Here is a 25,600-nt window from a genome sequence, read left to right as displayed (position 1 = left end):
CGATGCCGGCGGTCACGCAGGAGACAGGGGTGCCGCGGTCCGCCGACGTACGCAACTACGTCCTTGTGACTGCGGCCTACTGGGCGGACACGATCGCCGACGGCGCCAGCCGGATGCTCGTGCTGTTCTACTTCTACGAGCTCGGCTACAGCCCGTTCGAGGTCGCCTCGCTGTTCCTCTTCTACGAGGTCTTCGGGGTCGTGACGAACCTCGTCGGCGGGTGGCTGGCCGCCCGGCTCGGCCTCCGCGCGACGCTGATCGGCGGGCTGACGGTCCAACTGGTCGCCCTGGTGATGCTCGGCGCGGTGCCCCCGTCGTGGCTCGCGGTCGGCTATGTCATGGCCGCCCAGGCGCTCTCGGGGATCGCCAAGGACCTGACGAAGATGAGCTCGAAGTCCGCGGTCCGGCTCGTGGTGGCCGAGGACGACGCCGGTGCGCTCTACCGCTGGGTGGCGATTCTCACCGGCTCCAAGAACGCGCTGAAGGGCGTCGGCTTCTTCCTCGGCTGCCTGCTGCTCACGCTGGTCGGCTTCCAGGCCGGCATGCTGCTCCTCGCGGGCCTCGTCCTCGCCGCCCTGGTCGCTGTCGTCACGCTGATGCGGGGGGAGCTGGGCCGCCCGGACGCGAAGGCCCGGTTCCGGCAGATGTTCTCCAACAACCCCGCGGTGAACGCGCTCGCGGCGGCCCGCGTCTTCCTCTTCGCCTCCCGGGATGTGTGGTTCGTGGTAGGTCTGCCGGTGTTCCTGCGTGCCGAGCATGGCTGGTCGTTCTGGCAGGTCGGGATCTTCATGGCCGTCTGGGTGCTCGGCTACGGACTCGTCCAGGCCACTGCGCCCCGCTACGTCCGCAGCCCGGACGGCGGCACGGCCGCCTGGCTCGCGTTCCTGCTCGCCGCGTTCCCGGCCGCGATCGCGATCGTGCTGGCGACCGGCGCCGACCCGGTCCTCGCGGTGATCACCGGCCTCATCGTCTTCGGCGTCGTCTTCGCCCTCAACAGCGCCGTGCACAGCTACCTGATCCTGGCCTACGCCGACGGCGACAAGGTCGCGATGAACGTCGGCTTCTACTACATGGCCAACGCCGGTGGCCGGCTGGCGGGGACCATCCTCTCCGGGGCGCTCTACCAGTGGCAGGGCCTCGAGGCGTGCCTGTGGGCCTCGACCGGCTGCGTGCTCGCGGCAGGACTCTTGTCCCGGAGGATCGACCGCCGGCCCGTCAGCGGGCTCCCGGCTCCGCAGCACGCCGCAGCTTCCACGTGAAGCTCCCGTGGCAGACGATCGTGCCCTGCTCGTCCACCCGGTTTCCGCAGCTCTCGTGTGCCGGGATCGGCTCCAGCAGCGCCGCGGCCGTCGACGTGGTGTTCATGCCCCTGGTGTACCGGTCCTGAGCGGCTGCGCGGTGAGCGAACGGTGAAGATCTGCCCCACGTTCAGGCGGGTCGAGATCGATGCGGCCGGCAGGGACGTCACCCCACCCCGATCGTGCGCCGGGCCGGACCATCCCCCGCCGCGTAGCGAACGCAGCAGCCTGACCGGGCATCACGGCGCCGACCGACTCAGGTCGAGCCTAAGGACGAGCGGACCCTCGCCGGTCGCCACGGCTCGTCGACGTGCGTGAGCCAGACGAGCTCGGGGTCCAGCGCGCACACGCGGCGCTGGCCCTCGGTCTGCGGGTCGTCTAGCTCGCCGAACCAGACCGCCACGTCGCCGCCGACGACGATGGGACGGCCACCGGTTTCGATGACGACGATCTGCATGCCGGCCGTGTGGCCCGGGGCCGGGACCAGGCGCAGCCCGGGCAGCAGCTCGAGCTCGCCATCGACCGGGACGTAGCGCACGCCGGGGGCGTCGACCCACTCGCGGATCGTGTAGTCGTCCTGGTTACGCGCGTCGTCGAGCTCACGCCGCTGGACGTAGACCGGCCGGCCGGCGAAGAGGTGGTTCCCGCCGCAGTGGTCGAAGTGCAGGTGGGTGTTGACGACGATGTCGATGCTCGCGAGATCGAGGTCCTGCTCGGTCAGCGGCTGCAGCCGCGGATCGAGGTCGGCGGCCGCCGGGTGCAGCTCGGTGAGGCCGGTGTCGACCAGCACGCGTGCGTCGGGATGGTCGATGACGTGGACGCAGACCGGCATCCGCTCGTCCTCGGCGAGCAGGTCGGCGACGCGGTATGGCGTGACCGTGATCGGGTCGCGGGGGCTCATCGTGGGCCGGCCTTCGCGTCGGCCGTCGCTGCGTGGGACAAGGGGGTCTCCTGGGTCTGGTGATCGTCCGGGCGCCCGATGAGACGGCGGGCGCGGCGGAAACTCATCACGGCGCCGGGATCCTCACCCTGCCCGGCGGTACCGGATGTGCGTGGCCAGCGGCGAGTGCAGCACCTCGACCGGCTCGAAGCCGAAGGACGCGACGCCGTCGAAGATCCGCTCGCCGGCCCCCAGCAGGACCGGGGCGATGTCGAGCGTGAGCTCGTCGACGACCCCGGCGGCGAGCGCCTGCCGCACGGTCGAGGCGCCGCCCGCGATGTCGACCCCGTCGTCCCCCGCCGTCTCACGCGCGAGGGCGTAGGCGGCGTCGAAGCCGCCGGTGACGAAGTGGAAGGTCGTCCCGCCTTCCAGCTCGAGCGGCTCGCGCGCGTGGTGGGTCAGCACGTAGACCGGCGCGTGGTAGGGCGGCTCGGCCCCCCACCATCCCTGCCAGTCCCCGTCCCACTCACCGCGGATCGGCCCGAACATGTTGCGGCCCATGACGTAGGCGCCGCGCGGGCGCATGAGCCAGCCGGCCGCGGTCGTGTTCGCCTCGGTGGCGCGCGGGTCGCCCATGTGCCAGGCGTGGAGCTCCTTCCCGCGCTTGCCCAAGGGGTCATCCTGGCTCTGATCCGGCCCGGCGACGAAGCCGTCGAGCGAGATCGACATGTGGCAGGTGGTCTCCGACATCGGCGTCCCTTTCCGGGGTGGGGGCGTATCGCAGGCGCCCACCGGGCGACCGCCCGCCGAGGATAGTCCGCCGCGCGGCCCGCAGAGGGACCGTCAGCGGGTGTGCTCCGAGCGGCCCCGGACCCGACCTACCCCCGGACGGGCTGCGCCTTCTTCTTGGCGGCCTTGGCCCGCCTGGCCTTGGCCGCCGCCGCCTTCCTCTTCGCCTTCGCCCTTGCCGCCTTCGCCGCTTTGGCCTTCGCCTTCGCCTTCTTCGCCTTCGCCGCGGCCTTCTTGGCCTTCGTCGTCGTCGCCTTCGTCGCGGGCGCCTGCGCGGGGCCGCTCGCGGCTGCGGGCACCGGAGCCGCGGCGCGGCTCGTGTCCGCCAGCACCACGGCCGGGCCGCCGTGGGCGCCCATGTAGGCGAGCGCCCGGGACAGGTCGCTGACGCCGTTGGACCCAGGCAGCGGGAGGAGCGAAAGGGTGGACAGGATCCCGAACGCACGCCCGCGCGCGTCGATGAAGCCGCTGCCCGAGTCGCCGGGCAGGCCGGGCGTCAGGGTGTACACGGTGTGGCTCCAGCCGCCGGAGCCCTGCCCGACGCTGAACCCGGTCTTGGGGCTGAGCAGTGCGATGCCGCCGCGCAGCCCGGAGTTGCCGTAACTGCGGACCGTCTCCCCCGCCTCGACCCCGGTGGTGTTCAGGCCGGTCGGGACGCCGAACGTCGGGATCGCCGGGCTGACGCTGCCGGCGTCGGCCGAGTCGAGCGCGACCAGCGCGAAGTCGTTGTTCTGGCACGTGTCGGCGTCCTTCTCCTTCGCTGCCTGCATCGTCAGCCACGAGTTGTAGGCCAGCCGGCCGGGCTTGGACGCCCCGCCGACCTCGACCGGCGTGCCGATCGGCAGCGACTTGGCGGTGCAGCCGTCGGTCTCGGTCGCCCCGCCGGTGCCCGAGCAGTGCGCAGCCTGGCCGATGTACGTCGTCGTGGCGTCGTAGAAGACGAAGTTCGCCGTGCACTGCGACCCCTTGGTGAAGGTCATCACGCCCGGGTGGACGGTCGCGGTTGCGGGCGCGGCGAACGCCGGCGGGTTCGCGGCCTGCGCGGTGCCGGCGCACGCGCCGAACGCGAGGAGCGCGCCCAGGAGCGCAAGGGATCGTTGGTGCACGGGGGCCTTCTTCGACGGGTAGCGGATGCTCGCCGGGATCACGATCGTGCCGCGGGCGAGTACGCGGCCGTCGATCCTCCCACACCGCCGGTGAACCCTGCGCGGGTTCGGCGCACAGGGACCCGCGCCGATCTTCGTGGGCCGGCCACGCGCGCCGCCGCCCGCCCTCTGGCATGGTCTTCCCACGCCGATCCCCGGCGTACCGGAGGAGGGTCAGGGATGCTCGCAACAGGTGGCCAGAAGACTCGCCACGACGGACTCGCGGCGGCAGCCGCGCTCCTGGGCGCTGTCGTGCTGCTCGTGCTAACCGCCCCCTCGGCTCGCGCCGGCGAGGCCAGGATCAGCGCGCAGCGGCCGCTCGGCGACCGCGGAATCGAGCTGACCGTCGCGACGACGGCGTTCGCAGGGCCGGTGAAGGTCCAGGTCTACCTCCCGGTCGGCTACGCCGAACAGCCCGCCCGGCGCTGGCCGGTGACCTACTACCTGGGCGGGACGAACCACGACGAGACGACGTTCGCCTCGTACGGCGGTGAGCGGCTGACCCGCGGGTACGGGTCGATCATCGTCGCGCCGCGCGGCGACAGCGGCTACTGGAGCGACTGGTACAACGGCGGCGCCGGCGGGGCGCCGCAGTACGAGACCTTCGTGATCGACCAGCTGATTCCGTTGATCGACGCCACCTACCGCACGGCTCCGGGCGGCGCGCACCGCGCCATCTTCGGCGAGTCGATGGGCGGCTACGGCGTGATGATGCTCGCCGCGCGGCACCCTGACCTCTTCACCGCCGCGTCCAGCCTCTCGGGCGCGGGCGACAGCAACCTGCATCCCAACCAGGAGGTGCTGACGGCGAGCCCCTTGCTGCAGGGCGGATCGCCGGACGCGATCTACGGTCCGCGGGGCACGCAGGAGGTCCGCTGGCGCGGCCACAACCCCGTCGATCTGGTCGGCAACCTGCGGGACGTCGACCTGCAGGTCCTCACCGCCGACGGCACCCTCGATCCTGCGCTCGGCGAGCAGCCGGGTGACCTGCCCGGCTGCGCGCTGGAGATCGCCGTCGCGAACGGCAGCCGCAGCTTCCACCGTGCGCTCACGGCGGCACAGGTCCCGCACCGCTTCGTCGAGTATCCCGCCGGCTGCCACTCGGTCCCGAACTTCGCGCGCGAGATCGCCGACAGCCTGCCTGCATTCACCGCCGCCTTCGCCCGGCCCCGTAAGGTCCCCGCGCGCTTCTCCTTCCGCGCGATCGAGCCACGCTTCGCGGTATGGGGCTGGGACGTCGCGGCCGACCCCGCACGCGCGCTCGAGTTCCTCGAGCTCCGCGACGCCGGGCGCAGCGGGCTGACGGTCACGGGCAGCGGCGCGACCCGCGTCACGACCCCGCCGTTCTTCCCGCGCCTGACGAAGGTCGACGTCGTCACCGGCGGGGCCACCACCGTCGTGCGGCCCGACGCGGCCGGCCGCCTCGCCGTGCCCGTCGACCTCGGACCCCCGCACGCGGTCCAGCAGTACACGCGCGGTGCCCCGACCGCGTCCGCCACCGCCGCGGTCGTGCTGCGGCCCCACGCCCGCGCGTCCTTCACCACGCTCCGCGCCGGCCGCGTGTGCGTCCGGGCCATCGGGGGATCGATCCCACGGGCGACGATCACCGTCCGCCGGGCCGGTCGGCGCAGCACCGCGGCGACGGTCCGCCTGTCGCGGGCGACGACCGTTGCGCGGTGCCGCCCCCTCCCGCGCCTTGCGCCCGGTCGCTACGCGGCCACGCTCCGCGGCCGCGACGGGTTCGGCCACGTGGTCGCGGCGACGCGCGCGCTGCGGCTCTCCCGCTGATCCGGCGGGGTTGCGGGCGGCGGCGCTGACCGCACAACGGCTGCCGCGCGGGTTAGCCCGCTGACGGGAGTGATAGCGTCACGGCCTTCAGCGAGACGGAGCGAGGAAGCCGGTGGAAAGCCGGCGCGGTCGCGCCACTGTGAACGGTCCCTCCGGGGGCCGAAGCCAGGAACTCCTCCTTCTCGATCACCCCGCTGACGGGACGCGTAATCCCGAGGAGGTCTCAATGTCTGTTGCTCTGCCCCTGCCCGGTCGGCGTGCTCGCCGCCGTGCCCTTGCCCCGCTGGCCGTCGTCGCGCTCGGCCTGACCTTCGGAGCCTGCGGCTCCGACGACTCCGGATCCGCCTCGACGCCGACCGCGCCCGGCGCCGCCACGACGACTGCGACCGCAGCGACGTCCGTGAAGGACTGCGGGATCGACGTGTCGGTCCGCAAGGCGCCGTCGAAGATCTTCGCGGTCTACCAGCCGGCGATCGAGCTCGCGCACGCGCTCGACCTGACCGACCAGCTCGTCGGGACCGCGTACATCGACAACACGATCCTGCCGGAGTACGCCGCGCAGCAGAAGGGCACGACGTACTTCAAGGACATCCCGAGCAAGGAGGAGCTCCTCAAGCGCGGAGCGGACTTCGTCATCAGCGGCTTCCCCGGGGTGTTCACGGCGGAGCAGTACGGCTCGCGGGCGAGCCTCTCGGAGCTCGGGATCGACTCGTGGCTCGTGACGACCGTCTGCCCGCGCAAGGACGGCGAGGACCAGGACAAGCTCGGGACGCCGTCAGTCACCATCGACACGGTCTACGAGAACCTCCGCGGGCTCGGCACGGTCTTCGGCCGGAAGGCAGCGGCGGAGAAGACGATCGCCGCGATGAAGGCGGAGGTCGCGGGCGTGCAGCAGGCGGTCGCCGGGGCCCCGAAGCCGTCGGTGGCGATGGTCAGCTACGGCAAGGACGGGTTCGGCGTCTACGGCACGGTCGACCCGGCCGACGAGATCATCAAGCTCGCCGGCGGCACGAACGTCTTCCCCGAGCTCAAGGGGCATTACAACCCGAAGGTCGGCGTCGAGGAAATCCTGAAGCGCAACCCCGACTTCATCCTCGTCGAGGCGTGCTGCGACACGAACCTGCCGTCGTCGGGCGCGACCAAGGAGGTCGCGGCGATCCTGAAGGAGAAGGCGCTGGCGAACGTGCCGGCGGTCAAGAACCGCCACGTCTACTCGATCGGCTTCGCGGACGTGAGCGGCGGGGTCCGGCTCGCGAACTCGGTCAGCATGGTCGCCCGCTGGCTGCACCCCGACCGGGTCAAGTAGACGGCCGCGCCGGTCGCGGCGATGAACGAGGGACTGCTCGGCCACCCGGCGGCGAAGGCCGCCGGGCTGGCCGGCGCACTGCTGCTGCTGGCCGCGGCCGCGGTGTGCTCGGTGCTGGTCGGCAACGGGAACGTCGCGGTGCGCGACGTCGTCGACGCCTACTCGGGCTTCGACGGCTCCAACGTGCAGCGCGCGGTGCGCTACGTGCGGGTGCCGCGCACCCTGGTCGCGATCGAGGCGGGCGCCGCGCTCGGCGTCGCGGGTGCGCTGGCGCAGGGCCTGACGCGCAACCCGCTCGCCGGGCCCGACATCCTCGGGGTGACGGCGGGCGCCTCGCTGGCGGCGGTGCTCGCGATCGCCACCCTCGGCATCACGACGCTGAGCGGCTACGTGTGGTTCGCCTTCCTCGGCGCGGCGCTCGGCGGCGGCCTGGTCTACCTGCTCGCGTCGACCGGCCCGACCGGCGCCACGCCGGTGAAGCTCGCGCTCGCCGGCGTCGGCGTCTCGGCGATGCTGGGCGCGATCACCTCGGCGTTCACGTTCCTGGACCTCGACACGCTGCGCCAGTACCGCTTCTGGGTCGTCGGGTCGCTGAACGGGACCAGCCAGGGCGTCGTCGCGCCGCTGCTGCCGTTCGTCCTCGTCGGCATCGCGCTCAGCGCGGGCCTCGCCCGCGGCCTGAACGTCCTGGCCCTGGGCGACGAGCTGGCCGTGGCCCTCGGTCGCCGGCTGGCCTGGACGCGGGGGACCGGGGCAGCAGCGGTCGTGCTGCTGGCGGGCAGCGCGACGGCGGCCGCGGGGCCGATCGGGTTCGTCGGGCTCACGGTGCCGCACGCGGCCCGGGCGATCACCGGTCCCGACCATCGCTGGCTGCTGCCGTACGCGGCGGTCCTGAGCGCGACGCTGCTCGTGGTCGCCGACACGGTCGGCCGCGTCGTCGCTCGCCCGCAGGAGATCCAGGTGGGCATCGTCACCGCCCTCGTCGGCGCGCCGGTCTTCATCCTCCTCGTCCGTCGCCAGCGCCTGAGCGGCCTGTGATCGCGCGCAGCCAGGCGCCCGCCCGCCGCCCCGGCAGCGCCTCTGTCCGCACGGTGCTGGTCACCGGGCTGCTGGCCCTCACCGCGCTCGCTGCCGTGGTGGTCACGCTCACCGTCGGGGACTTCCCGATCGCGATCGCCGACGTCCCGGCCGCGGTACTCGGGGACGGGCCGCCGCGGTCGGTCTACGTCGTGCAGGAGCTGCGGCTGCCGCGCGCGATCTGCGGCCTGGCGGCAGGCGCAGCGCTCGGCGCGTCCGGCTGCGTCTTTCAGCGGGTCGCGGGCAACGTCCTGGCCAGCCCCGACGTCATCGGGATCAACGCCGGCGCGGCCACCGCGGCGGTCATCGGGATCGTCTGGTTCCGGGCCACCGGGGTCGCGATCAGCCTCGCCGCACTCGCCGGCGCGCTGGTCTGCGCCGTCCTCGTCTACGGACTCGCCTATCGGCGCGGACTGAGCCCGTACCGGCTCGTCCTCGTCGGGATCGGCGTGGCTGCGGCGCTCGGGTCGGTCACGTCCTACGTGCTCACGCGGGCGGACCTGTACGACGCCCGTGCGGCCGAGATCTGGCTCACGGGCAGCCTCGTCAGCCGCGACTGGACGCAGGCCTGGTCGATCACGGTGGTCGCCGCGGTGCTGATCCCGCTGCTCGCCACGCAGAACCGGCAGCTGCGCAGCCTGGAGCTCGGCGACGACCTCGCGCGGCTGCAGGGCACACGGGTCGAAGCCGCGCGGGCCGTGATCCTGGTCACCGCCGTCGCGCTGGCCGCCGCGGCGACGGCGGTCGCCGGCCCGGTGGCCTTCGTCGCCCTCGTCGCCCCGCAGATCGCCCGTCGCCTGATCGACCCGCGGCACCTCGGCCTGCTCCCGTCGGCCGCCTGCGGGGCGCTGCTCCTCAGCGCCGCCGACCTCGCAGCGCGCCGCGTCATCGCCCCGCTGGAGCTCCCCGTGGGCGTGGTGACCGCGGTCCTCGGCGCGCCGGTCCTGCTCGCCCTGCTCGTCCGCGCCAACCGCACCGGAGCCACCGGATGACCGACACGCCCACCCTGTCTGCGCGCGGGCTGACCCTCGGCTTCGGCGGCGGTCCGCCGGTGGTCGACGGCCTCACGCTCGAGGTGCCGCAGGGCCGCGTCACCGCGATCGTCGGCCCGAACGCCTGCGGCAAGTCCACGCTCCTGCGCGGGCTCGCCCGGCTGATGAAGCCCGACGCCGGCCAGGTCCTGCTGGACGGCACCGACATCCACCACCGGCCCACGCGCGAGGTCGCCACCCGGGTCGGAATGCTGCCGCAGCAGCCGATCGCACCCGACGGCGTCATCGTCGAGGACCTGGTCAGCCGCGGCCGCAACCCGCACCAGCGGTGGCTGCGCCAGTGGTCGGCCGCCGACCGCGACGCCGTCGCCGGCGCGCTCGCCGCCACCCGCACGACCGACCTCGCCACGCGCCGCGTCGACGAGCTCTCCGGCGGCCAGCGTCAGCGCGTCTGGATCGCCGTCGCCCTCGCGCAGGACACGCCGCTGCTGCTGCTCGACGAGCCGACCACGTTCCTCGACCTCGCCTACCAGCTCGAGATCCTCGACCTCCTCGAGCAGCTCAACGCTGAGCGGGGCCGCACGATCGTCGCGGTCCTCCACGACCTGAACCTCGCCGCCCGCTACGCGCACCATCTGGTCGCGATGCGCAGCGGCGCGATCGTCGCCCAGGGCGCGCCGGCCGACATCATCACCGGCGAGCTCGTCCAGGCGGTCTTCGGCGTCGCCTGCCGGGTCATCCCCGATCCGGTCACCGGCACCCCCGTCGTCCACCCGGTCGCCAGCAGCGACCGCCGCGAAACCGGGTCACCGGGATGAGCGTCCACCGGATCATCGTCGTCCGCGACGCCGACGGCAGCGGTCGCGAGGCGGCCCTGCGACGCCTCGCGGCGGCGGCGGCGCAGCGGCTGGACACGCGGGTCGCGGTCGCGTTCCTCGCCGGCGGGACGCCCGCCCTCACCGACGCCCTCGACGCCGCGGTGGCCGCGGGTGCGAGCGAGGTCATCCTCACTCCGCTGGCCGTTCCCGCCGACGCGAACCTCGCGGGTTGGACGCGCCGCGTGGCAGCCGAGTGGGGCGCCCGCGGTCCCGGCCGGCCGCCGGTCGCCATCACCACATCGCTCCCGCGGACCCACGGCGAGCGCCTCGTCGCGAATGCCATGTCACGCCCGACTGTCGCGATCGACGCAAGTCCTGCGGCACTGTCGGAGCCCGCGTGGTCGCGCATCCCGCAGCATCGCCACCACGTCCTGATCTGCCGTGGGCCGCGGTGCTCTGCCCGCGGCGCGGCCCGCAACCACCGCCGGCTGCTCGACGTGCTGGAGGCCCGGGGCCTCGGCGACGACGACGTCCTCGTCACCCGCACCGGATGCCTTTACCCGTGCAACCACGGTCCCCTGCTGATCGTCCACCCGGAGGACCAGTGGTACGGCGCGCTCGACGAGGACCTCGTCACCCGGATCGTCGACGAGCACCTGATCGGCGGTGCGACGGTTGTCGACGCGGCCCGCGAGCGTGGCGCCTGACGGCGCGGCTCCGCCTCAACGGCACCGAGCGGGTGACGACCGCCCCGCGAACGTCACCTCGACCAGCCTGCCGGCGCTGCTGGGGCGATCGCGGAACAAAGCGGCTGCACGGTGCTGGGACCGGCCACCGACGCTGCGCCCGGCGTTGTGTGCGGCGCACGGAGCCCCCTCCCCGGTCGTCAACGGTTTCGGCTAGGTGTCCGCGCCGGCCCGCGCGTCGCGCACCGCGGACCTGCCGCCGTGCCAGTCGAGGCACAGCACCGTCGCGTCGTCGCGCAGGTCGCCGCCGCAGGCCGCGACCACCTCCCGGACGAGGCGCTGCACGGCCTCCCGTGGATGCAGGTGCCGCGCCGCCGTGAGGACCGAGGCAGCGTCGACGGACGCCGCGGTCCGTTCCAGCATGCCCCCGCGGGCTCCAGCCAGCCGGCCAGCGTGAACTGCCCTCCCTCGCACGTGTAGGACCCGGGCAGCAGCCGGTGCTGGATCTCGGCCTCCAGGGAGAGCGGGAGCGTGCGCTGGCCCCACTCGAAGAGGTCGGTGAAACGACGGTTGACGATGACGACGTAAGCCAGGGCGTGCGCGATCACCGCGATGCTCGCGCTGACGTCGGTCGCGACGTCGCCGTCGACCACCAGCTCGAGCACTCCCACGGCCTCGCCGCGGCTGGTCACGGGCGCGTAGACCCAACTGGTGCCGTCGCGGCGCACGACCTGCACGTCCTGCGTGAGCAGCGCCTCGCCCTGGGGCGTGCCGGCGAGTGGCACCGTCTCGGCGCGCTCGCGTCCCGCGCTGTGGCCGCCCGCGCCGTCGGAGTGGCTCAGCCGGATGAGCGACTGGCCGCTGTAGTCGGCGATAAGGAAGCTGACGTCGCGGGCCCCGAGCGCGTCGCCGAGAACGTCCCCGACCGCCTCGGCGGCGGCGTTCGGCGGCGCTGCCTCTACGGCCTTCAGCAGCGCCGCCGGCGGGCGTCGACCCGCGCGGGGTCGCTCATGCGTCGGGGATGGGATCGGTGACGCCGTCACCGCCCTCGTCCTCGCTCCGCGGCTTCTCGAGCGTGCCGGCGTACGGGTCGTCCTCCGTGTCCTTCTCGGAGTCGCGGGGGTCGCTGGGCGGGGAATCGCGTTGATCGCTCATGGGCGGGCTGCTACCCCCTCAGCTCCGCACGACACATCTGCTTCGCGACAGGCCGGCCCGCGACCTGCCACAAGCCTTCCGGCGCCGGTTCGGGGTCGAGCACGCACATCACCACCGCCAAGCTGGACGGCACGCGGGGGATCGTCATCTACGATAGGCAGCTGATGGTCAGACAAGCAGGCACCCAGCGCGTCGACTCCAGGTACTCCCGCTCGGGGGGCACCTCCTACGACCTCGAGGGATGACGGCCACGAAGAGGACCGCCTTCGTCGCGCGATAGCCGGCGAGCGCACAACGCTGGCGAACGTCATGCACGACGGCCCGCTCCAGCTGTTGATGGTCGCGCAGCAGGAGCTCGCGGAGGCACGGGAGGTTCACGGCGCTGCGCTGCCGGCCCTCGGCGCGGCGCTGGAGGGCGCCGTGGCCGAGCTGCGTGCGCTGACCGGGACGATGCACGAGGAGACGCTGCAGGAGCTGCCGCTCAGTGTGGCGATCGGCCGGATCGCGCACGCGCTGAGCCTGCGCAGCGATGTCCGCATCACGGTGGACGTGCAGCCCGCGGTCGACGGGTACAACGACGCCTTCCTCCGGGAGACCGTCCGCGAGCTCCTGAGCAACGTCGTCCAGCACGCGCACGCCGCGGCCGCTGCCGTCGTCCTGACGGCAGCGGGCGACGACCTCGTCCTGGAGGTCACCGACGACGGCCTCGGGTTCGAGCCCGGCGCGGCCCGCATTGCGCGCGCCGACGGTCACCTGGGGCTGCAGCGCGTGGAGCGGACGGCTGCGCGGCTGTCCGGCAGCTTCGGCATCGTCGCCCGGTCTCCGCGCGGGACCCACGCGATCCTGCGTCTGCCCATGGCGGCACTGGGCCGACGCCCGGACGACCTGCTCCTGACCGCCGACACAGCGGCGTCGAGCAGCCACGACATCCAGCGGGCCGCCGAGTCGCGCGACGCCGTCGCGCATTCCCGTGACCTCAGCGCTCTTGAGCGCGACCGCGAGGCCGACGCGCGCGAGGTGCAGTCCGCCGCCCGGACGGTGCGGCTCGAACGCGATGCAGCCGAGCGCAGGCCCAACGCCGGCGAGCGCGAGCGCGCGGACGAGCGACGGACGAGCGCTGCCGAGCACGAGGCGGCCGCCGGCCGCGACCGGCGCAGCTCGGCCGAGGACCGCCAGGTCTCCGCTCGCGGGCGGCTGCACTCCACCACGGACCGCAACGAGCTGCTCGGCCGGATCGCCCAGACCGAGAGCGATCCGCTGACCGGGGCGAGGACGCGCGGCGTCGGCCTGCGTGAGCTGGCGCGCGAGGTCGAGCGCTCGCGTCGCACGGGGCTCGGACTCGTCGTGGCCTACGTCGACGTCGACGGCCTCAAGCGCGTCAACGACGAGCAGGGACACGCTGCCGGCGACGTGCTCCTGGTGCGCGTCGTGGCCGCACTGCGACAGCACCTGCGCACGTACGACCTGATCACACGTGTCGGTGGCGACGAGTTCGTCTGCTCGCTCGCGGACGCGGGACTCGACGCGGCCCGCGCGCGCTTCGCAACGATCGAAGCTCGACTCGCGATCGCCCCGGACGCCGCGTTCATCACGGTCGGGCTCGCAGCGCTACGACCACACGAGAGCACCGCCGAGGTCGTCGCGCGTGCCGACGCGGCGCTCGCGGTCCAGCGACGGACGAAACCGCTCCCGCGCCTCGCGCCCTGACGTGCAGACGGCAGCGTCGCGCTCGTCCCTATGGACACGGAGCAGCGATACCTGCGCAAGCCGCTGACGTAGGCTGGGGACGACGGCAGGATGACCGGCCGGTTCAGGCAGCACGTCCCAGGGAAGGCCCGCAGGGTGGATGAAGCGTCACGCCGGCAACCGTCGGACCCCGGTCAGGTCACGACCGAGCGACTCGCTGCCGTGCCGTCGTCCGTCGCCGCGGTTCGGATGCGGTGCCGTGAGCGGGCGGCTGCGCTCGGCGCGCGCGAGGACACGATCGACGCGGTCGCGATCGCGGTCAGCGAGGCCGTCTCCAACGCGGTGATCCACGCCTACGCCGGCGTCGCCGACGGCGTGATCGACCTGCAGATCTCCGGTGCCGAGGACGCGCTCGAGATCGTCGTCCGCGACACCGGGCCCGGGCTCGGCCATGCCCGGAGTCCCGGCGGGCTCGGACAGGGACTGCTCATCATCGAGCAGCTCACCGACACGCTGCGGGTCACCACCGCGAAGGACGGCGGGACCAGCGTGCTCATGCGCTTCTGCCTGCCTTAGCCGCGAGGGTCCTCAGCGGCGGCGATCGCGCCGGCGGTCCCGCTCTTCTGGACGATCAGGAAGCCCGGGTGCCGTGCCACGACCTCCTCGACCTCGTCGATCTGGTGGCCGTCGACGACGAAGAACTGCCGCGGGTTCGCCCGGACCTGCTCGTACTGCGCCAGCCTCAGCTGCAGGAGCTCGCTGCACCCGATGCGCCCGCACTCGCAGCAGAAGGGATGCGGCTGGTCGTGGTCCGCTGCCACCGTCGAGGCACGCAGGCTCTCGTTGACGCGCCGGAACGCGACCTCGTTCCCGGCGACCCTCTCGGCGTACAGCTCGTCGGACATGACGGCGAGGGTATCCGTAGACGGGCATCCGGTCAGGCTTTGGCGTGAACCGGAGGCCGCCGACAGCGGCGCGCCCCCGATCCCTCCCGTCGTCCTACGCCACGACGCCGAGCGGCACGTCGCCGAGGCCCGCGTCCTTGCGTAGCCGGGTCGCGATCTCGGCGATCTCCTCCGGCGCGTAGTCGCCGGCGAACGACGCCGGCTGGTCGGGCAGGTCATTCGGCGCGAAGCCCTCGGGCGCCTCGTCGACGACCTGCAGGTCCTCGCCGGTCTCCGGATGGGGCCCGTTGAAGACGGCCGCGATCTCGCGGTAGTCCTCGGGCGACCAGCGATAGAGCTTCAGGTGCTCGCCCTTCTTGATGTACGGCTTGCACTCGGGGATCTTGTCCGTCGGGATCCGCGGGGACGGGAAGAGCTTCGTCAGGTCGGCGCCGGTCAGGTGCTCGACCGCGCGCGCGTAGGCGACCTGGTGCACGCCGCCGCGGACCATCAGGTAGCCCGTCAGGGCACGAGCGGCCGGGTGGTCGACCATCTGGTAGACCTTCAGCTTGTTGTTGCGGGCGCCGGTCTCGAGGAAGAAGTTGTGCGTCAGGTCCTCGATGAGGTCGCCGGAGCTGAAGACGTTCGCGCCGGTCCACGGGTTGCCGTTGGAGTCCGCGCAGAGGGTGCCGGGGCCGCCGCCGATGAACTGCTGCGGGTTGAACGCACCGGGCTGCTGGTGCACGCCCAGCAGCGGCGACTTCTTCGGGCTCGGCTTGGACTTGGTGGCGTCGACGTCGGTGAGCATCGTGTTGATCGCCGCGGCGACGATCTCGATGTGGCCGAACTCCTCGGCGGCGATGTTCGCGATGAGGTCGTAGAACGGCCGTGCGCCCTGGCGGTTGCGGAAGTTGAAGCTCTGGAACGTGTAGTTCATGAACGTCGACATCTCGCCGAAGCGGCCGCCCATGAGCTCCTGCACGACGGCGGCGCCGGCGGGGTCGAAATCGGACGGCGGCGGCAGCTGGACGCCGACCTTGTCGTAGCGGAGAATCATCGGGTCTACCTCGATCGGTCTGGGACGGAGCTGCGCGTCTTCCCCATCGCGTGGCTGGCAACCGGGTCGTTCCGGCGGACGGTCAGAACACGCGTCGACGTGGCTCCCCACCTGGTCTTGGCGAGGACGAGTCCCAGGTTCGCCGTCCCGGTCGCAACGCTCGTTAGCTTGTCGGCATGGTCGGCCTGACGTGGAGCTCCGAGCGGACGGAGGTCCGCGTCTTCCCCCGAGTTCAGGCACTCCCGGCGGGCGCGGTGCCCGGGTGAGCCCGGTCGAGCTCCCGATGCTGCCGACGGCGGCTCCGGACGCGGCGTCGACCGCGGCCCCGCGCACCGACGACGAACGCTCCCGGTACCTGATCGACGGGATGGACTGCGCCGCCTGCGCCGCGACGCTGCAGAAGGCGGTCCTGGCGCTCCCGGACGTCCGCGGCGCTGTGGTGTCGTTCGGCGCCGGGACGCTGGTCGTCGACGGACCGGTCACGGCTGCCGCGGTCCGCTCGGCGACGGTGGCGGCCGGCTACCGCGTCCGGGACGAGTCCGGCCGCCGGGAGGCGCTGCCGTTCTGGCGCCGGGACGCGCGGGCGCTGTCGACGACCGTGTCGGTGCCGCTGCTGCTGCTCGGTGTGCTGTTCACGCTCACGGGCGGGCCGGACGCCGTGCTGTACCTCGCGTCGATGGTCGTGGGCGGCTGGCCCGCCGGACGTGCCGCGATCGCGGCGCTGCGGACCGGAAGCCTCGACATGAACGTGCTCATGGCGCTGGCCGCCATCGGCGGCGTCGGGATCGGCGCGTACGGGGAGGGCGCGTGGGTGCTGGTGCTGTTCGCGGTCGGGACGACGCTCGAGACGCTTGCGCTCGAGCGCTCGCGGCGCTCGGTCAGCGACCTCATGGACCTCGCCCCCACCGAGGTCCGCGTTCTCGCCGGCGACGTCGAGCGGACCCTCCCGGCCGCCGAGGTCCAGACCGGCATGCGGTTCGTCGTGCGTCCCGGCGAGCGGTTGGCGCTCGACGGGACCGTGCACTCCGGCACGTCGGCGGTCGACCAGTCGCCGATCACCGGCGAGTCGATCCCCGTCGATGTCGGCCCCGGTGACGACGTCTTCGCCGGAGCGCTGAACGCGGAGGGCGCGCTGGTCGTCACCGCGACCCGTCCGGCCGCGCAGTCGACGCTCTCGCGCGTGGCGGCGATGGTCCAGGACGCCCAGGCGAGCAAGGCCCCGGCCGAGCGGTTCGTCGACCGCTTCGCGCGGATCTACACCCCGGCCGTCGTGCTGGCGGCGTCCGTGCTCGCCGTCGTGCCTACGGCGTTCGGCGGGGACTTCGACACGTGGCTGTACCGGGCGCTCGCGCTGCTGATCGTCGCGTGCCCGTGCTCGCTGGTGATTTCCGTGCCGGTCGCCGTGGTCTCCGCAGTCGGTGGCGCCGCCCGCCGGGGCGTGCTGATCACCGGCGGCCAGGCGCTCGAGGACCTCGCGGACGTCACCACACTCGCCCTGGACAAGACCGGGACCCTGACCGACGGGCGACCGGCCCTGGCGGCCGTCCGCCCCTTTGGGACGCTCGCGCACGGCGACGCGCTGGCGCTCGTGGCGGCGGTCGAGGCAGGCTCCGAGCATCCGCTCGCCCGCGCGCTCGTGCAGGCCGCGGGCGAGCAGCGGCTCGCGCTCCCGGAGGCACGGGACTTCAGCGCCCTCCCCGGGCGCGGCGCCCGCGCCACCGTCGCGGGCCGCGACCTCTGGGCGGGCGGGCCGAGGCTGGTCGCCGACATGACGGGTGGCGAGCACGCCGACCTGTCCGGGCTGCAGGCCGGCGGGCAGACCGTGATCGCGCTCGGCGAGGGCGACCGGGTGCTCGCGCTGTTCGCGCTCGCCGACCGGCCCCGCCCCGAGGCCGCCGCGGCGATCGCGGCGCTGCGGGCGGCCGGCATCCGGCGGGTGACCATGTTGACCGGCGACGCCGGCCCGGTCGCCACCGCCATCGCGGCGCAGGTGGGCATCACCGATGTCCGGCACGGCCTGCTGCCCGAGGACAAGCTCGCCGCGATCCGCGCGCTCCAGCAGGACGGGCGGGTCGCGATGGTCGGCGACGGCGTCAACGACGCCCCCGCGCTCGCTGCCGCCGACGTCGGCGTCGCGATGGGGGCAGCGGGCTCGGACATCGCCCTGCAGAGCTCCGATGTCGCGCTGATGTCCGACCGCCTGGACCGGCTCGCCGTCGCGGTCACCGAAGCGCGCCGCGCCCGGCGGATCATGCGCGCGAACGTCATCGCCTCGCTCGCGCTGAAGGGCGTCCTCGTGGTGCTCGCCCCGTTCGGCCTGGTCACGCTCGTGGTCGCCGTCGCCGCCGACATGGGCACGTCCCTGCTCGTCACGCTCAACGCGATGCGGCTCCTCGGTCGTCGCCCGGACGACGCCCCGACGGCCGCCCTCCCGGTGGCGCCGTGCCACGAAGGCTGCTGCACGTGAGCGGCCCGTGGTCCACTGCAGGCGCGCCGGCCGCCGCGGCCGCCACCGACTCCGGCCGACCGCACGTGTTCGTCATCGCCGACCTCGTCGGGTTCACCATGCTGACCGAGCGCCACGGCGACGAGTACGCCGCCGACATCGCTCAGGCGTTCTGCGCGCAGGTCGGCCGGCTGCTCCCGCCCGGTGCCGAGGACTTCAAGATGCTCGGCGACGCGTGTCTGCTGCGCTTCGACGACGCCGGTCAGGCCGTCACCTTCGCGCGGCGGCTGGTCCGCGAGCTCGCCGACCCGCGTTCGGTCAGCATCGGGATGCATCGCGGGCCCGCCGTCCAGCGCGGCAGCGACTGGTTCGGGGCAGCCGTGAACGTCACCGCGCGCGTCGCCGCGCTCGCCGCACCCGGGGAGATCCTCGTCACCGGCGCGATCCCCGCCGCGCTCGCTCCGGCCGGGGACGTGGCCTTCGCCGACCGCGGCGTCACGCCCCTGCAGGGCGTCAGCACGCCGCCGCGGCTCTACGCCGTGTCGTCCCCCTGATCAGGCGAGCGCCGACAGCAGCCACAACGCCAGCAGCGTGAAGAGCACCATCACGCCGAGCATCCACCGCTGCGAGCGCGCCGCTGCCGCCGGTGTGGCGTAGATCGTCAGCGCACGGTCGTGGGCGACCGCCAGCCCGGCGCCGTGCCCCACCAGCAGCACGAGGACCTGCACGTACCAGATGGCCGTCGCCGAGACCAGCTCGTAGTCGACCGACCGGTCCGCCGTGCCGAACAGGTCCGATCCGTGCCCGAGCGGGTCCGACACGAGTGCGATCAGCGTCTGCCCCTGGTAGGTGAGGAGGCCGAAGTAGTGCGCAAGGACGTAGGCCAGCGCGATCGGGACGAGGCTCGGCGCGAACCGCAGCGCGAGCTCGGCGGCCGAGTGCTCGCGGTCCCGGCGGCGCATGCCCTGCACGCCGAGCCGGTACAGCGCACCGATGATGAGGACGACGACGACCAGCCCTGTGGCGAACGTGAGCTCACCGGCCTGCACCGCGGCTATCCCGGCGTCGTTGTAGACCCGCAGGACGTCCTTGGCGATGGTGTTCCACAGGCGCGAGACCGTGAACCCGTCGAAGCTCGTCGAGCCGATCATCACGCACAGCAGGACCACCGTCCCGGGGACATCGGCGAGTTTGGCGGTGCCGCTCAGCGGCACGCGCAGCTGCAGCTCGCGGCCCGCCCAGTGCAGCGGCGAGAGGCTTGCGAACAGTCGGAAGTACACCGCGAACGCGTCGGCCCGGTCCGTCCACACCTGCACGCCGAAGCACGCCATCCCGATCAGCTGCACCGCCGCGTACATCAGGACGAGCACCGCGAGCGTCGCCGGCTCGTTGCGGTCGGTGTACGCCAGCTCGAAGAACACGAAGGTCATCAGCCCGGCGGCCGCCGGCAGGTAGCCGTAGCTGCGGGGGTAGCGCAGCGGCTCCACGGCGGCCAGGTCCCCGCCCACCCGGCCGACGAGCCAGCCCGTCCCGCGACCGATCGCGCGCCACGGGTTGAACGGGCGGAACACGTCGCCGAACAGCAGCGTCAGGATCGGGACCCCGATCCAGAACGCGACGAACACCGCGGTCGGCAGGATGTTCTGGGCCGGGTCCTGATCGCCGGCGAGCCCGGCGTACACCAGGCCGGCGAAGCCCGCGACCCCGACGCCGCCGCACAGCGGGTCCAGCCAGCGCGGGACGCGGAGCACCGTGCGCTGCGCGGCGACCGCGAGCTTCGGCCGGCTCCAGAGCTTGCCGAGGGCTGCGAACGAGATCACCAGCACGATCGCCGCACCGACGAAGAACATCCAGCGCGGGATCGCCAGGGTCTGCGTGCCGACGAGCTCGGTCGCGTGGGCCTCGGCGCCCGACGGAAGCGCGAGGGCGAGACCCAGGAGACCCGCCGATGCCTTTGCAACGGTTGCCGCCATCCCTGCCTGAGGTCGAGTCCCGGGGCGGCGGCCGACGGTCCATCCGCGGGCCCGCTGCGTAGACCCGTCATGGCCCGTTATGTCACCACCGTCCCGTCCCGCCTGACCGTCGACGAGGCGTTCGCCTACATGGCGGACTTCCGCAACGTCACCGCGTGGGACCCATCGATCGAGACCATCGAGCTGACGCGCGGCGAGGCCGGCGCGCTCGGGTCGCGGTACCGCGTGAGGCTGAAGACCACCACGCTGGAGTACGAGACCACGGCGGTCACCCGCGGAGCGTCCGTCGTCCTGCGTGGTGACAACTCGTGGGTGGTGTCGATCGACGAGATCAGCGTAGCGGCCGGGGACGGCGGCCTGGCCGACGTGACCTATGACGCGCGCCTGTCGCTCAAGGGTCCCCTGAAGCTCGTCGACCCGCTTCTGTCGATCGTGTTCGGACGCCTCGGCGGCAAGGCCCGGGATGGCCTGGTGCGGGAGATCGGCCGGACCTGATCGCCGCGGACGCGCCCCCCTGCCCCCGGCGCTTCTCACCCGGCTTCGGGGATCGCGTCGGCCTGGCGGCGGACCGAGCGCGCTTCGCGTTCATAGGTGGCCGGGGTGCGGCCTGTCACGGCCCGGAAGTCGCGGATGAAGTGCGCGTGGTCGAAGTAGCCGAGGTCGAGCGCCAGGCGCGTCCAGTCTGCGCCCGCGCGGTCCTCGAGCTGCTCGAGCGCCTCGTGCAGGCGGTAGCGCTGCAGGACCCACTTCGGGCCGACGCCGACGTGGCGGCGGAAGAGCCGCTGGAGGGTCCGGGTCGAGACGTGGTGGGCGGCCGCGAGGTCGTCGACGGTCGTCCCCGGCGTCGCCGTCCGCATGGCGGCCACGACCTCGCGTACGAGCGTCACGTCGGGCTCCGCCGTGAGGCAGCGGCTCCGCAGGTGGTCGTTGAGCAGCGCGAGCTTGGCGGCCGGGTCGTCCTGCTGCGCCGCGGCCGCCTCCAGCGCGAGCCCCGCGGGACCGAACACGTCGCCGAGGGGCAGCACGCTGTCCGTGAGGTCCGCCAGCGGACGGCCGGCCAGGCCGGTGAACCCGCCCGGGAGGAACTTCGTCCCGACCGCCCAGCCGGCGCCGGCGATGATCCGCGTGTCCCGGCGGCGGCGGACGCCGTAGACGAACGCCCCGGTCGGCTCGAAGACGACGTGGACGGCGGGATGCGTGATCACCTCGGAGCGGTGCGAGGGACGGCCGCGGAGGTCCCAGCGGACGATCCAGTGGTGGTCGATCACGCCGGACAGGTCGGGTGGCGGCAGCGGTCGATCCAGCGAGAAGAGCTCGCCGACGGCGCCGGGACGCAGGATGCCGCGCGGGTTCTCCATCGTGTCGGATTCTTCCAAGACCTCCCGGCGGGCGACCCCGATCATCGTCCCATGACGACAACGCACACGATCAGCAACCTCGACGACGCGGACGACCTGGCGCCCGGATTCGGCATGGCCGACATGGGCGAGGCGCGCTTCCCGCGCGAGGCGCTCGGCGCTGAGCGGGTCGGCCTCGGGCATTACCTGATGCGTCCCGGCCGCCGGGTCGGCTTCGGTCACCGGCACGACGTCTCCGAGGAGATCTACCTCGTGCTCGCCGGCAGCGGCCGCTTCAAGCTCGATGACGAGATCGTCGACGTCGGCCCCCGCGACATGGTCTACTGCCCGCCGGCCACGGTCCGCGAGTGGGAGGCCGGCCCCGACGGCATGGAGGTCCTCGCGTTCGGCGGGCACGCCGAGAACGAGTCGCACATGGACCCGGGCTTCTGGCCGGCGGACTGATCGCTGCCTCCGGGCGTCCCCCGTCTCCGTGCGACCCAGAGCATCCATGTGATGTTCCAGGTCGCGAGGAACGCGGCCCGTGGACGAGGGGTCGTTGGTCCTAGCCGAGGGCCCGGCGGACCGCGTCGGCCTCGGGCGACGAGCAGCTCGCGCGCTGCAGGCTCTCCCGCGCGAGCTCGGTCACGGTCAGGTCCTCTCGGACCGTCCCTGGACTTTCGGCGAGGACACGGACGACGGTGACGAGGCCGTCGGGTCGCTGGCGGACCGCACGCGTCAGGGCCTGCGCCTGACGCCGGGCGGAGCGTCGCTGGCTGACGGGCGCCTCCCTGAAGCACAGCAGGCTGAGTGCCCCCGTGTCGTGCGGGAGCCGCGCGGCGACGGCGTCGGGGACAGGGTCCAGTGCCGCGCGCTGAGCGGCGAGGCCCGCTGCCGCGATCACGCCGGCGACCAGGAAGGCCCCCGGCGCGAGCCATGCGCGTGGCCCCGCGACGGCACGCAGCCCCCACCCCACGAGCGCAGCCGCTGCGAGCACGGGCAGGATCGCCATGAGCCACAGCCACGAGAGCGCCTCGGCGCCGCTCACGACGAAGCCGAGCGCGCAGACGACCGACACGACGAGCACCGCCCACCCGCGCACCACGGCACCGGCCGTCACGACCCCCGCGACGGCCGCGATCGCCAGCCAGGTCCCGGCGTCACGCATCCGGGTCGGCTTCGCGCCGCGGGGAGAGCTCCACGCGTCGGAGCGTACCACTTATCTACCGTCGGTCAACAACTGGGTGCCCGTCCACCGGCACCATCGCCCGGACCCGGTCGCGAGCGGGCTCGTCAGGGGCCGTCGGCCTCCGTGAGCAGCCAGCGCTGGGCGCTCGCGCGCGCCGACTGGACGATGGTCGTCGCCGTCTCGCGGAGTCGCTCGGCCGGGGTGCGGAAGCCCATCTTCGAACGCTCTATCTCGGCGAGCGTGCGCGCGAGGCCTTCAGCATCGTCGGCCTGGACGAACCGCAGGCAGGCGGTCGCGTACGAGTCGTACTCGTCGTAGGCCTCGGGCGTGTCACGCACGCCGACCGGGTCCCAGGCCGCGAACAGCAGCAGGGTGACATCAAGGTGCCCACGGCGCGCGAACCAGCGGTCCCACGCGTCCTCTGGCAGGTCCTCGAGCATCAGCGGCAGGTGTCGTTCCCGAGCGCCGCGACCGGACCGCTGTCGCCTGCCGTCGACAGCAGCGGCACGCTGACCGCTGACCCAAGCCGTCTACGACGCATGCCCGGACCCTACCCCGGGCTCTCGCGCACCGACGCGGCGAGTATTCCGACCTGCGCTCTCACTCGGCGGGCCAGACAGTCGGCTCAGGCCAGCGGGTAGGCCCGCAGCGTCGACAGATGCGCCACCGGCACCAGGGCCAGCGCCGTCGCCCCGAGCCAAGCCGTCCAGGCGATCCACGGCCGCCGACCCAGCACCGCCACCACGCAGAACGCGGCGAGCGGCGGCGCGAGCAGCAGCACCGACCACCGCCAGTCCGCGATGAGCGCGTCGCACCGATCACCGCGCGGGCCCACGGCCACGGCCACATCGCCCTCGAGGTGGTTGCACTCCCGGTCGGCGACGAACACCGCGAGCAACGACATCGGAAGTACGAGCGCCGACGTCGCGAGTGCACGCATCACGCGTTGCCGGGCGGCCCAGGACATCCGCCGAGGGTAACCCGCGCATCGCGGACGAGCCGCCCGGGACCCTGCCGGGCACGAGGACCCAGAGCCGGACGGTTCCGGCGCGGACACGCGCGCTGGGGCGTGCTCGAGAACGGCCGCGTGCCTGTCGATGGCGGCAGCATGCGCATCAAGCACCCGATCGCGGCCGTGGTCGCCGCCGCCGTCTGCAGCACCGCCGCCGTCATGCCGGCCGACGCGAAGCAGCGGTGCGACCCGGCGTACAAGGGCGCCTGCCTGAAGCCGAACGTCTCGGACTACGACTGCGCCGGCGGCAGCGGGAACGGGCCGTACTACGTCAAGGGACCGGTCCGGGTCGTCGGCCGCGACCACTACCGGCTCGACGCCGACCGCGACGGTGTCGGCTGCGAGTAGCCGCGGCGCTCGCCTGGCACACCCACGACCCCGGGCGAGCAAGCCCCCGAGCGCCCGACCCCGGCGCGACCCCGCCCGGCTGGGTCAGCGCGGCACGACCGCGTCGCCCGGACGCAGCGTGCCGCCGGTGACGACGTCCGCCCGCAGCCCGCCCCGGTGCACGAGCGGTCGCAGGACCGGGCGGTCCCCGCTCAGGCGCTGCAGGTGCGCGCACGGCTCGCACCGGCGACGGCCGACGAGCACCACGTCGCCGGCCCGGAACTCGCGGCCGATGAGTGCATCCAGATCGACACCACGGGTGACGATGTTGCGGCGCGCGACGTCGGCCGGGATGCCGAGCTCCTCGAGGTCCTCGGCGGCGACCAGCGTGAGCTGCATCCCGGGCCGTTCGGTGCCGCCCATCGAGCCGGTCCCCGCCCAGTAGCGATCGCCCTCGAGCCCGCGACCGGGGACCGCTAGGACGGCCGCGACGGCGGTGGCCGGGCCGGTCGGCTCGGCGAAGACGAGGACCGCCTCGATGTGGCCGGCGGTGGGCTCGCGCACGGCCGGCGGCGTCCAGGCGGCGAGGTCCAGCGGCACGACCGTCCAGCCGGCGACCACGTCCGCCGCGGCGCCCCCGTCCGGATCGTCGATCGTGTCGCTCTCCGGCGCACCGAAGCGCACGACGAAGCGCCCGTCGGCCAGCCGGGCGATCCACGGCCCCCCGAAGCCGAACGACGGCGCGTCCGGGACGGGGACCAGCGTCAGCCCGCGGCGCCCGAGCCACGCCCCGGTCCACGCGATCGGGTCGGCGCCCTCGTCCGCCGGCGGGACCTCGTGCACCGCGCACCCCAGGATCTGGGCGACGCAGCGCGGGAGAGCGGACCGGGACGGCACGCGCCCGAGTCTGACAGCGCAGGAGCAGACCGACCGCTGCGCACGGCCCGACACCCCCTGCCGGGGCACCGCCCAGAACCCGCCGGACCGCGCACCCGCGTCCTCACCGGATGCGCGCCGCCGCGTCCCTGGCCCGCTCGACGTCGGCAGCGGAGGCGGCGGGCACGTCCAGCCGCCGCAGGATGTCGCCCGCGTCCGTCCCGGCCTGGCCGTAGGCGTCGAAGAGGCTCCCCTTGACCGCCTCGAGGATGTCGGCATGCCAGCGCTGGTCCGCGATCAGCTCGTCGAACAGCCGCCGCTTGGGCCCCCACGGCGCCGGCCCGGCCACGGACAGGACGCGTGCGATGCGCCGATCCCGGTCCGTCCCGCCCGCGACGGTCATCGCCGCGAAGGCGTCCTCGGACGTCCGGCCGTCCTCGAAGTAGTCGACCCACAACGAGTAGGCGACCACGGCCGCGAGGCCCTCGTCGGGTCCCGCGAGCGCCGCGCGGTAGGCGTCCCACACGCGCGCCGTCTGCGTCGCGGTCATGTCGTGGAACCAGCCGGTCATGATCATCGTGTTCGCGTAGCACGGCATCTCGGCGAGGAACCGCAGGGCCGTGTCGAGGCGGGTGTCGAGCGGGGCCCCGGGCTCGGACCAGACGTCCGCCAGCTCGTGCGGGACGTCCTCGAGGTCATCCGGCCACGGCTCGCGCAGGTCGGCGCCCTTGCCGGTGGATGCCGCGGTGGCACGTGCGGCCTCACAAGCTTGGCGGTAGCGGACCCGGCCGACGCGTTCGACGAAGCGCTCGTACAACACCGCACGAACCTAGCCTGCGACAGCTCGTGCAGCTCGTGGGAACTTGCCTTTGAACGCCT

Annotated in this window: 29 protein-coding genes and 1 riboswitch; of the genes, 14 read left to right on the top strand and 15 right to left on the bottom strand. The window is 73.4% G+C overall.

The window, feature by feature from the left end; translation table 11 throughout:
• Positions 1-2 precede the first annotated feature (2 nt).
• Positions 3-1,259 carry an organoarsenical effux MFS transporter ArsJ gene (arsJ, locus tag DSM112329_RS09790; protein ID WP_354701631.1) on the top strand — a complete coding sequence of 419 codons (1,257 nt, stop codon included), beginning with the start codon at positions 3-5 and terminating at the stop codon, positions 1,257-1,259.
• Here the strand turns inward: arsJ and DSM112329_RS09785 are convergent.
• The 4 genes from DSM112329_RS09785 to DSM112329_RS09770 form a co-directional block, all read right to left on the bottom strand.
• Entirely contained in the window at positions 1,216-1,365 is a 150-nt protein-coding gene (locus DSM112329_RS09785) for a hypothetical protein (RefSeq protein ID WP_354701630.1), read from the bottom strand. The genes arsJ and DSM112329_RS09785 overlap by 44 nt on opposite strands.
• Positions 1,366-1,554: 189 nt before the next feature.
• Positions 1,555-2,199: an MBL fold metallo-hydrolase gene (locus DSM112329_RS09780; RefSeq protein WP_354701629.1), complete on the bottom strand. Its 645-nt coding sequence runs from the start codon at positions 2,197-2,199 to the stop codon at positions 1,555-1,557.
• A 123-nt stretch (positions 2,200-2,322) separates the two neighbouring features.
• A complete protein-coding gene (locus DSM112329_RS09775; protein WP_354701628.1) occupies positions 2,323-2,928 on the bottom strand; it encodes a dihydrofolate reductase family protein in 606 nt (201 codons plus the stop codon).
• Positions 2,929-3,056: 128 nt separating this feature from the next.
• Positions 3,057-4,073, bottom strand: a complete 1,017-nt coding sequence (locus DSM112329_RS09770) for a serine protease (protein ID WP_354701627.1) — start codon at positions 4,071-4,073, stop codon at positions 3,057-3,059.
• A gap of 219 nt (positions 4,074-4,292) precedes the next feature.
• Here DSM112329_RS09770 and DSM112329_RS09765 point away from each other — a divergent pair, with 219 nt between their 5' ends.
• The 6 genes from DSM112329_RS09765 to DSM112329_RS09740 all read left to right on the top strand — a co-directional run bounded on the left by DSM112329_RS09765 (position 4,293) and on the right by DSM112329_RS09740 (position 10,800).
• On the top strand, positions 4,293-5,900 hold the full coding sequence (locus tag DSM112329_RS09765; RefSeq protein WP_354701626.1) for an alpha/beta hydrolase family protein: 1,608 nt from the start codon (positions 4,293-4,295) through the stop codon (positions 5,898-5,900).
• 102 nt (positions 5,901-6,002) lie between these two features.
• Positions 6,003-6,075, top strand: a riboswitch (cobalamin riboswitch).
• A gap of 51 nt (positions 6,076-6,126) precedes the next feature.
• The gene (locus tag DSM112329_RS09760; protein WP_354701625.1) at positions 6,127-7,206 is read left to right on the top strand and encodes an ABC transporter substrate-binding protein; all 1,080 of its coding nucleotides are present in this window, start codon (positions 6,127-6,129) and stop codon (positions 7,204-7,206) included.
• Between the two features lie 21 nt (positions 7,207-7,227).
• Complete coding sequence (locus DSM112329_RS09755; protein ID WP_354701624.1) at positions 7,228-8,244, top strand: iron ABC transporter permease; 1,017 nt, start codon at positions 7,228-7,230, stop codon at positions 8,242-8,244.
• On the top strand, positions 8,241-9,275 hold the full coding sequence (locus DSM112329_RS09750; RefSeq protein ID WP_354701623.1) for an iron chelate uptake ABC transporter family permease subunit: 1,035 nt from the start codon (positions 8,241-8,243) through the stop codon (positions 9,273-9,275). The genes DSM112329_RS09755 and DSM112329_RS09750 overlap by 4 nt, the downstream gene beginning before the upstream one ends.
• Entirely contained in the window at positions 9,272-10,093 is an 822-nt protein-coding gene (locus DSM112329_RS09745) for an ABC transporter ATP-binding protein (RefSeq protein WP_354701622.1), read from the top strand. Before DSM112329_RS09750 ends, DSM112329_RS09745 begins: the two co-directional genes overlap by 4 nt.
• The gene (locus tag DSM112329_RS09740; RefSeq protein ID WP_354701621.1) at positions 10,090-10,800 is read left to right on the top strand and encodes a (2Fe-2S) ferredoxin domain-containing protein; all 711 of its coding nucleotides are present in this window, start codon (positions 10,090-10,092) and stop codon (positions 10,798-10,800) included. The genes DSM112329_RS09745 and DSM112329_RS09740 overlap by 4 nt, the downstream gene beginning before the upstream one ends.
• Before the next feature lie 179 nt (positions 10,801-10,979).
• Here the strand turns inward: DSM112329_RS09740 and DSM112329_RS09735 are convergent, their stop codons facing one another.
• A complete protein-coding gene (locus DSM112329_RS09735; RefSeq protein WP_354701620.1) occupies positions 10,980-11,822 on the bottom strand; it encodes a hypothetical protein in 843 nt (280 codons plus the stop codon).
• Positions 11,788-11,934, bottom strand: a complete 147-nt coding sequence (locus DSM112329_RS09730) for a hypothetical protein (protein WP_354701619.1) — start codon at positions 11,932-11,934, stop codon at positions 11,788-11,790. Before DSM112329_RS09730 ends, DSM112329_RS09735 begins: the two co-directional genes overlap by 35 nt.
• A 309-nt stretch (positions 11,935-12,243) precedes the next feature.
• Between DSM112329_RS09730 and DSM112329_RS09725 the strand changes: the two genes are divergently transcribed.
• Together DSM112329_RS09725 and DSM112329_RS09720 are read left to right on the top strand one after the other, a co-directional pair.
• Positions 12,244-13,641, top strand: coding sequence for a diguanylate cyclase (locus tag DSM112329_RS09725; protein WP_354701618.1), 1,398 nt, complete (start codon positions 12,244-12,246; stop codon positions 13,639-13,641).
• A gap of 201 nt (positions 13,642-13,842) precedes the next feature.
• The gene (locus DSM112329_RS09720) at positions 13,843-14,196 is read left to right on the top strand and encodes an ATP-binding protein (RefSeq protein WP_354701617.1); all 354 of its coding nucleotides are present in this window, start codon (positions 13,843-13,845) and stop codon (positions 14,194-14,196) included.
• On the opposite strand, the gene DSM112329_RS09715 is transcribed toward DSM112329_RS09720, so the two are convergent.
• Both DSM112329_RS09715 and DSM112329_RS09710 read right to left on the bottom strand, forming a co-directional pair.
• The gene (locus DSM112329_RS09715) at positions 14,193-14,525 is read right to left on the bottom strand and encodes a hypothetical protein (RefSeq protein ID WP_354701616.1); all 333 of its coding nucleotides are present in this window, start codon (positions 14,523-14,525) and stop codon (positions 14,193-14,195) included. The two genes, DSM112329_RS09720 and DSM112329_RS09715, sit on opposite strands and share 4 nt — an antisense overlap.
• A gap of 94 nt (positions 14,526-14,619) precedes the next feature.
• Entirely contained in the window at positions 14,620-15,561 is a 942-nt protein-coding gene (locus DSM112329_RS09710; protein WP_354701615.1) for a manganese catalase family protein, read from the bottom strand.
• 262 nt (positions 15,562-15,823) lie between these two features.
• Between DSM112329_RS09710 and DSM112329_RS09705 the strand changes: the two genes are divergently transcribed.
• Both DSM112329_RS09705 and DSM112329_RS09700 read left to right on the top strand, forming a co-directional pair.
• Positions 15,824-18,028: a cation-translocating P-type ATPase gene (locus DSM112329_RS09705; protein ID WP_354701614.1), complete on the top strand. Its 2,205-nt coding sequence runs from the start codon at positions 15,824-15,826 to the stop codon at positions 18,026-18,028.
• Positions 18,025-18,561: an adenylate/guanylate cyclase domain-containing protein gene (locus tag DSM112329_RS09700; RefSeq protein WP_354701613.1), complete on the top strand. Its 537-nt coding sequence runs from the start codon at positions 18,025-18,027 to the stop codon at positions 18,559-18,561. The genes DSM112329_RS09705 and DSM112329_RS09700 overlap by 4 nt, the downstream gene beginning before the upstream one ends.
• On the opposite strand, the gene DSM112329_RS09695 is transcribed toward DSM112329_RS09700, so the two are convergent.
• Complete coding sequence (locus DSM112329_RS09695) at positions 18,562-19,980, bottom strand: fenitrothion hydrolase (protein ID WP_354701612.1); 1,419 nt, start codon at positions 19,978-19,980, stop codon at positions 18,562-18,564.
• A 69-nt stretch (positions 19,981-20,049) separates the two neighbouring features.
• Here DSM112329_RS09695 and DSM112329_RS09690 point away from each other — a divergent pair, with 69 nt between their 5' ends.
• Positions 20,050-20,475, top strand: coding sequence for an SRPBCC family protein (locus DSM112329_RS09690; RefSeq protein ID WP_354701611.1), 426 nt, complete (start codon positions 20,050-20,052; stop codon positions 20,473-20,475).
• Between the two features lie 35 nt (positions 20,476-20,510).
• Here DSM112329_RS09690 and DSM112329_RS09685 read toward each other — a convergent pair whose 3' ends face one another.
• Positions 20,511-21,383, bottom strand: coding sequence for a helix-turn-helix domain-containing protein (locus DSM112329_RS09685; protein ID WP_354701610.1), 873 nt, complete (start codon positions 21,381-21,383; stop codon positions 20,511-20,513).
• 6 nt (positions 21,384-21,389) lie between these two features.
• Between DSM112329_RS09685 and DSM112329_RS09680 the strand changes: the two genes are divergently transcribed.
• A complete protein-coding gene (locus DSM112329_RS09680; protein WP_354701609.1) occupies positions 21,390-21,782 on the top strand; it encodes a cupin domain-containing protein in 393 nt (130 codons plus the stop codon).
• 100 nt (positions 21,783-21,882) lie between these two features.
• On the opposite strand, the gene DSM112329_RS09675 is transcribed toward DSM112329_RS09680, so the two are convergent.
• From DSM112329_RS09675 to DSM112329_RS09665, 3 genes are all read right to left on the bottom strand, one after another.
• A complete protein-coding gene (locus DSM112329_RS09675) occupies positions 21,883-22,485 on the bottom strand; it encodes a hypothetical protein (protein WP_354701608.1) in 603 nt (200 codons plus the stop codon).
• A gap of 125 nt (positions 22,486-22,610) precedes the next feature.
• The gene (locus DSM112329_RS09670) at positions 22,611-22,946 is read right to left on the bottom strand and encodes a hypothetical protein (protein ID WP_354701607.1); all 336 of its coding nucleotides are present in this window, start codon (positions 22,944-22,946) and stop codon (positions 22,611-22,613) included.
• Positions 22,947-23,131: 185 nt separating this feature from the next.
• Positions 23,132-23,473 carry a hypothetical protein gene (locus tag DSM112329_RS09665; protein WP_354701606.1) on the bottom strand — a complete coding sequence of 114 codons (342 nt, stop codon included), beginning with the start codon at positions 23,471-23,473 and terminating at the stop codon, positions 23,132-23,134.
• A gap of 141 nt (positions 23,474-23,614) precedes the next feature.
• Here DSM112329_RS09665 and DSM112329_RS09660 point away from each other — a divergent pair, with 141 nt between their 5' ends.
• Complete coding sequence (locus tag DSM112329_RS09660; protein WP_354701605.1) at positions 23,615-23,866, top strand: hypothetical protein; 252 nt, start codon at positions 23,615-23,617, stop codon at positions 23,864-23,866.
• 84 nt (positions 23,867-23,950) lie between these two features.
• Here DSM112329_RS09660 and DSM112329_RS09655 read toward each other — a convergent pair whose 3' ends face one another.
• Positions 23,951-24,742 (bottom strand): MOSC domain-containing protein, encoded by a 792-nt coding sequence (locus DSM112329_RS09655; protein ID WP_354701604.1) that lies wholly within the window; start codon positions 24,740-24,742, stop codon positions 23,951-23,953.
• Between the two features lie 103 nt (positions 24,743-24,845).
• Positions 24,846-25,541, bottom strand: a complete 696-nt coding sequence (locus DSM112329_RS09650) for a hypothetical protein (protein WP_354701603.1) — start codon at positions 25,539-25,541, stop codon at positions 24,846-24,848.
• Positions 25,542-25,600: the final 59 nt, after the last annotated feature.

The organism is Paraconexibacter sp. AEG42_29 (genome assembly GCF_040581415.1).
Taxonomy (GTDB): Bacteria; Actinomycetota; Thermoleophilia; order Solirubrobacterales; family Solirubrobacteraceae; genus Paraconexibacter.
Note: the sequence above shows the minus strand (reverse complement) of the source record. Positions and strands in the feature narration are given on the sequence as shown.